Below are 6,893 nucleotides of genomic sequence, written 5' to 3' on the forward strand. Positions count from 1 at the left end.
CCGATTTGATCCGGAGGGTGCGGCCGCCGGTAACCTGAAGCATTAGCCCGCCCGTCTCCCGACCACCACCCCTCACCGAGGCGCTTCGCGCCGCCCCTTCCTATTCGTCACCGTCGTAATGAAGAGAGCACCGTGGCCGCCGACAAGATCGACACCATCGTCAACCTGAGCAAGCGCCGTGGCTTTGTCTACCCGTGCAGCGAGATCTACGGCGGTCAGAAGGCCGCCTGGGACTACGGACCGCTCGGTGTCGAGCTCAAGGAGAACATCAAGCGCCAGTGGTGGCGCTACATGGTCACCTCGCGCGAGGACGTCGTCGGTATCGACTCGTCGGTGATCCTGGCCACCGAGGTCTGGGAGGCCTCCGGCCACGTCGCCACCTTCACCGACCCGCTCACCGAGTGCACCTCCTGCCACAAGCGCTACCGCGCCGACCACCTCGAGGAGGCGTACGAGGAGAAGCACGGCCGCCTCCCCGAGAACGGCCTCGCCGACCTGAACTGCCCCAACTGCGGCAACAAGGGCACCTTCACCGAGCCCAAGCAGTTCTCCGGGCTCCTCTCCACCCACCTCGGCCCCACCCAGGACTCCGGCTCGGTCGCCTACCTGCGTCCCGAGACCGCCCAGGGCATCTTCACCAACTTCGGCCAGGTGCAGCAGACCTCCCGCAAGAAGCCGCCGTTCGGCATCGCGCAGATGGGCAAGTCCTTCCGGAACGAGATCACTCCGGGCAACTTCATCTTCCGCACCCGTGAGTTCGAGCAGATGGAGATGGAGTTCTTCGTCAAGCCCGGCGAGGACGAGGAGTGGCAGCAGTACTGGATGGACCAGCGCTGGAACTGGTACCGCGACCTGGGTCTCCGTGAGGAGAACATGCGATGGTACGAGCACCCCCAGGAGAAGCTCTCCCACTACTCCAAGCGCACCGCGGACATCGAGTACCGCTTCCAGTTCGGCGGCAGCGAGTGGGGCGAGCTCGAGGGCGTCGCCAACCGCACCGACTACGACCTCTCCGCGCACTCCAAGGCCTCCGGCACGGACCTGTCGTACTTCGACCAGGAAGCCGGCGAGCGCTGGACGCCGTACGTCATCGAGCCCGCCGCCGGTGTCGGCCGCGCCATGCTCGCCTTCCTCCTCGACGCCTACAACGAGGACGAGGCCCCCAACGCCAAGGGCGTCATGGAGAAGCGCACCGTGATGCGCCTCGACCCGCGCCTCGCGCCCGTCAAGGTCGCCGTCCTGCCGCTGTCCCGCAACCCGCAGCTCTCGCCGAAGGCCAAGGGCCTCGCCGCCGACCTGCGCAAGAACTGGAACATCGAGTTCGACGACGCCGGCGCCATCGGCCGGCGCTACCGTCGCCAGGACGAGATCGGCACCCCGTTCTGCGTCACCGTCGACTTCGACACCCTCGACGACAACGCGGTGACCGTGCGCGAGCGCGACACCATGAAGCAGGAGCGCGTCTCGCTCGACCAGATCCAGGGCTACCTGGGCAGCCGCCTGCTGGGCTGCTGAGCTCCGTGGCGTTCGAAGCCCCCGGTTCCGGGTAACGGAACCGGGGGCTTCGTGCACACTGGGCCCACGCCGTTCCGGATTCGGCCGGGCACAGGAGGCGCACATGCCGTCGATGACCACCAGCAAGGTCGCCAGATGGGACCAGCACGGGCGGGAACACGTCGTGCAGGTCAAAAAAGCGGGGGTGCAGCGGCAGTTGACCTGCGGCACCTGCGACTGGCGCAAGAACGCGCAGTTCCTGCCGTGGCTCAAGGCGGAGGAGCACCTCGCAGAGGCGCATCAGGCGACGGTGGACCCGACGGCCCAGGACAGCTGAGGCCGAGGCGCCTTGGGCCGGCCGGGCCGCGCCCGCGGACGACGCTCGTCCGTGTGACCCCGCCCGAAAACCTGGTGTCATCGCCCCGCCCGGCACGGTAGCGTCTCCGGCATGTCTTCGTTCTTCCAGATCTACGAGTGAGAGGGCGGCGGTCTTCCGCCCCCGTCCGACGTTTCCCGAGTCACTTCTCACCACCAATGGGAGAGCCCCATGGCCAAGAGCCGGAACAACCTCCTCGGCGTCGGCGGACAGCGCAAGAAGCTGTCCCGCGCCGAACAGCAGGGCAACGGCCCCACCCGTAATGCCAGCCGCAAGGCCGCCGCCGACCAGAAGCAGGAACTGCTGCGCAAGATGCGCGAGCGCGCGCAGGGCAAGTCGGAGGAGCAGCCGCAGGGCGCCGAGGCCGCTTCCCAGGCGGACACCGCGGCCCCGCAGGAGGGCCAGGCCTGACGAACAGCAGCACACGAGGGCCCGGACCGCAGAGGTGGTCCGGGCCCTCCTGCGTCCCGGACCGGGCTCTCGTGCGTCCCGGACCGGGCTCTCCTGCGTCCCGGACCGGGCTCTCCTGCGTCCCGGACCGGGCTCTCGTGCGTCACGGATTCGGGCCCCGTGCGTCCCGGATTCGGTCGTGGCCCACAGCCGCTCCGGGCGGTGCGCGACAATGGGCGAATGACCACGCTCGCCCCCGCCTCCACGAACACCCTCCGGATCGGCCCGCACGCGGTGCAGCCGCCGGTGGTCCTCGCGCCCATGGCCGGTATCACCAACGCCCCCTTCCGCACGCTGTGCCGCGAGTTCAGCGGCGGGAAGGGGCTGTTCGTCAGCGAGATGATCACCACGCGGGCGCTGGTCGAGCGCAACGAGAAGACGATGCAGTTGGTCCAATTCGACGAGTCGGAGACCCCGCGCTCGATCCAGCTGTACGGGGTGGACCCGGTCACCGTCGGCAAGGCCGTGCGGATGATCGTGGACGAGGACCTGGCCGACCACATCGACCTGAACTTCGGCTGCCCGGTCCCCAAGGTCACCCGCAAGGGCGGCGGCTCCGCCCTCCCGTACAAGCGGCCGCTGCTGCGGGCGATCCTGCACGAGGCCGTGTCCAACGCCGGCCCCCTGCCGGTCACCATGAAGATGCGCAAGGGCATCGACGACGACCACATCACCTACCTCGACGCGGGCCGTATCGCGGTCGAGGAGGGCGTCACGTCCATCGCGCTGCACGGGCGCACGGCGGCGCAGCACTACGGCGGAACGGCCGACTGGGACGCGATCGCCCGCCTCAAGGAGTACGTGCCGGAGATCCCGGTGCTCGGCAACGGCGACATCTGGTCGGCGGACGACGCGATGCGGATGGTGCGCGAGACGGGCTGCGACGGGGTGGTCGTGGGCCGAGGGTGCCTCGGGCGGCCGTGGCTGTTCGCGGACCTGGTGGCGGCCTTCGAGGGGCGCCCGGGGGAGTACGCGCGGCCGACGTTGCGCGAGGTCGCGGACGTGATGCTCCGGCACGCGACGCTGCTGGGGGAGTGGATCGGCGACGAGTCGCGCGGCGTGATCGACTTCCGCAAGCACGTGGCCTGGTATCTGAAGGGCTTCGCGGTCGGCTCCGACATGCGCAAGAAGCTGGCGATCACCTCGTCGCTGGACGAGCTGGGCGCTCAGTTGAGCGCGCTGGATCTGGACCAGTCGTGGCCCACGGGCGCCGACGGCCCTCGCGGGCGGACATCCGGGAACAATCGGGTCGTACTGCCCGACGGCTGGCTGAGGGACCCGTACGACTGCGCGGGCGTCAGCGCCGACGCGGAACTGGACACGTCAGGCGGCTGACGACCACCGACGCGGTCCGGATGATGGAATTCCGCCGTCCCGAGCGGCGTGATCCTCGCCACCCCTGATAGGGGATGCGCTCAGATGAGCGATTTCCGGACGACTGCATCTCTCAAAGGGTGGCACTCAGTGCCACCCTTTTGGCCTTCGAGGCATTGAGTGACATGTGACTCTGTGTGCTCCTCTCTACCGGGTTCAGACGCGTTCCGTGATCATTCGTTCAGGAGTTGAAGAGAAGGGTCTATACCTCCGACCTCCTCAAGCACTTTCGATCTGCTGGCGGACGAGTGGTTAAGGCCGTATGACGCGCAAGTGGACGTACCCACACGCCTTCGATCTGGGTATGTTCCTCGCCGTCAGGGCAGCCACCGAGTCCTCGAGGAGTCGAGACCCGTGTCGGAAAACAAAGATCAGAAGTTCGTCTACGACTTCACCGAGGGCAACAAAGACCTCAAGGACCTTCTCGGCGGGAAGGGTGCGAACCTCGCCGAGATGACCAACCTCGGTCTCCCGGTCCCTCCGGGCTTCACGATCACCACCGAGGCGTGCAAGGTCTACCTCGAGAGCGGCGAAGAGCCGGGCGCGCTCCGCGACGAGGTGAGCGCCCACCTCGACGCCCTCGAGCAGGCGATGGGCAAGAAGCTCGGCCAGGCCGACGACCCGCTGCTGGTATCCGTACGGTCGGGCGCCAAGTTCTCGATGCCCGGCATGATGGACACCGTCCTCAACATCGGTCTCTCCGACGAGTCGGTGGCGGGCCTCGCCCAGCAGGCCGGCGACGAGCGCTTCGCCTGGGACTCCTACCGCCGCCTCATCCAGATGTTCGGCAAGACCGTGCTGGGTGTCGACGGCGAGCTCTTCGAGGAGGCTCTCGACGAGGCCAAGGCCGCCAAGAAGGTCACCGTCGACACCGACCTCGACGCGGCGGACCTGAAGAAGCTGGTCAAGCAGTTCAAGAAGATCGTCAAGGCCGAGGCCGGCCGCGACTTCCCGCAGGACGCCCGCGAGCAGATGGACCTCGCCATCCACGCGGTCTTCGACTCCTGGAACACCGACCGCGCCAAGCTCTACCGCCGCCAGGAGCGCATTCCCGGTGACCTCGGCACCGCGGTCAACGTCTGCTCCATGGTCTTCGGCAACCTCGGCCCCGACTCGGGCACCGGCGTCGCCTTCACCCGCGACCCCGCCTCCGGCCACCAGGGCGTCTACGGCGACTACCTGCAGAACGCGCAGGGCGAGGACGTCGTCGCCGGTATCCGCAACACCGTGCCGCTCGCCGAGCTCGAGTCGATCGACAAGAAGTCGTACGACCAGCTGATGCAGATCATGGAAACTCTCGAGACGCACTACAAGGACCTGTGCGACATCGAGTTCACCATCGAGCGCGGTCAGCTGTGGATGCTGCAGACCCGCGTCGGCAAGCGCACCGCCGGTGCCGCCTTCCGCATCGCCACCCAGCTCGTGGACCAGGGCCTCATCGACGAGGCGGAGGCGCTCCAGCGCGTCAACGGCGCCCAGCTCGCACAGCTGATGTTCCCGCGCTTCGACGAAAAGGCGAAGACCGAGCTGCTCGGCCGCGGTATCGCCGCCTCCCCGGGCGCGGCCGTCGGCAAGGCCGTCTTCGACTCCTACACCGCGGTCAAGTGGTCGCGCTCCGGCGAGAAGGTCATCCTCATCCGCCGTGAGACCAACCCCGACGACCTGGACGGCATGATCGCCGCCGAGGGCATCCTCACCTCGCGCGGCGGCAAGACCTCGCACGCCGCCGTCGTCGCCCGCGGCATGGGCAAGACCTGTGTCTGCGGCGCCGAGGAGCTCGAGGTCGACACCAAGCGGCGCCGGATGACGGTGAACGGCACCGTCATCGAGGAGGGCGACGTCGTCTCCATCGACGGCTCCACCGGCAAGGTCTACAAGGGCGAGGTGCCCGTCGTGCCCTCCCCGGTCGTCGAGTACTTCGAGGGCCGGATGCACGCCGGCGCCGACGACGCCGACGAACTGGTCGCCGCCGTGCACCGGATCATGGCGTACGCGGACCGGGTGCGCCGCCTGCGGGTACGGGCCAACGCCGACAACGCCGAGGACGCGATGCGCGCCCGCCGTTTCGGCGCCCAGGGCATCGGCCTGTGCCGCACCGAGCACATGTTCCTCGGTGAGCGCCGCGAGATGGTCGAGAAGCTGATCCTCGCGGACACCGACGACGAGCGCGAAGAGGCGCTGCGCGCGCTGCTGCCCCAGCAGAAGCAGGACTTCGTCGAGCTGTTCGAGGCGATGGACGGCCTGCCGGTGACGGTGCGTCTGCTCGACCCGCCGCTGCACGAGTTCCTGCCCGACATCACCGAGCTCTCGGTGCGTGTCGCCCTCGCGGAGGCCCGCAAGGACTCCAACGAGAACGACCTGCGCCTGCTGCAGGCCGTGCACCGGCTGCACGAGCAGAACCCGATGCTGGGTCTGCGCGGTGTGCGGCTCGGGCTGGTCATCCCCGGCCTGTTCACCATGCAGGTGCGGGCCATCGCGGAGGCCGCGGCGCAGCGCATCGAGGCCAAGGGCGACCCGCGTGCCGAGATCATGATTCCGCTCGTGGGCACCGTCCAGGAGCTGGAGATCGTGCGCGAGGAGGCCGAGCAGGTCATCGCGGAGGTGCAGCAGCGGACCGGCATCGAGCTGAAGCTGGCGCTCGGCACGATGATCGAGCTGCCGCGTGCCGCGCTGACCGCAGGCCAGATCGCGGAGGCCGCGGAGTTCTTCTCCTTCGGCACCAACGACCTCACCCAGACCGTGTGGGGCTTCTCCCGGGACGACGTGGAGGCCAGCTTCTTCACCGCGTACCTGGAGAAGGGCATCTTCGGGGTCTCGCCGTTCGAGACCATCGACAAGGACGGCGTCGGCTCGCTCGTGCGCAGCGCGGTCGAGGCCGGCCGGGCCACGCGGCCCGACCTCAAGCTCGGCGTCTGCGGTGAGCACGGCGGCGACCCGGAGTCGGTGCACTTCTTCCACGAGGTGGGCCTGGACTACGTCTCCTGCTCGCCGTTCCGCATCCCCGTGGCGCGGCTCGAGGCCGGCCGCGCGGCGGCCCAGTCGTCGGGCAGCGACTCCCGCTAGGGTCTTTCGTTTGGATCAGGCCGGATCAGTGTGGGGGTCCCCCAGACCGCCGGGAGAGCGCAGGACGAGCGCGTGGTCGAAGCCCGCGTGTCGGCGGTAGGTGTCCCACTGCCAGCGCTGGACCGGGGCCGCCGCC

General features: G+C 68.6%; 5 protein-coding genes. All 5 read left to right on the forward strand.

What is annotated here, in order from left to right; translation table 11 throughout:
• Positions 1-132: 132 nt before the first annotated feature.
• The 5 genes from ABZ070_RS04560 (at position 133) to ppdK (ending at position 6,757) form a co-directional block, all read left to right on the forward strand.
• Complete coding sequence (locus ABZ070_RS04560; RefSeq protein WP_356629847.1) at positions 133-1,515, forward strand: glycine--tRNA ligase; 1,383 nt, start codon at positions 133-135, stop codon at positions 1,513-1,515.
• A gap of 103 nt (positions 1,516-1,618) precedes the next feature.
• The gene (locus ABZ070_RS04565; RefSeq protein ID WP_356629849.1) at positions 1,619-1,831 is read left to right on the forward strand and encodes a hypothetical protein; all 213 of its coding nucleotides are present in this window, start codon (positions 1,619-1,621) and stop codon (positions 1,829-1,831) included.
• Between the two features lie 210 nt (positions 1,832-2,041).
• On the forward strand, positions 2,042-2,281 hold the full coding sequence (locus ABZ070_RS04570; RefSeq protein ID WP_356629851.1) for a DUF6243 family protein: 240 nt from the start codon (positions 2,042-2,044) through the stop codon (positions 2,279-2,281).
• A 219-nt stretch (positions 2,282-2,500) separates the two neighbouring features.
• The gene (gene dusB, locus ABZ070_RS04575) at positions 2,501-3,655 is read left to right on the forward strand and encodes a tRNA dihydrouridine synthase DusB (protein WP_356629853.1); all 1,155 of its coding nucleotides are present in this window, start codon (positions 2,501-2,503) and stop codon (positions 3,653-3,655) included.
• A 393-nt stretch (positions 3,656-4,048) separates the two neighbouring features.
• The gene (ppdK, locus tag ABZ070_RS04580; RefSeq protein WP_356629855.1) at positions 4,049-6,757 is read left to right on the forward strand and encodes a pyruvate, phosphate dikinase; all 2,709 of its coding nucleotides are present in this window, start codon (positions 4,049-4,051) and stop codon (positions 6,755-6,757) included.
• The last annotated feature ends 136 nt before the right edge of the window (positions 6,758-6,893 follow it).

Origin of the sequence: Streptomyces sp. NPDC006283, from assembly GCF_040613325.1 — a bacterium.
In the GTDB taxonomy this organism is placed as follows: Bacteria; Actinomycetota; Actinomycetes; order Streptomycetales; family Streptomycetaceae; genus Streptomyces.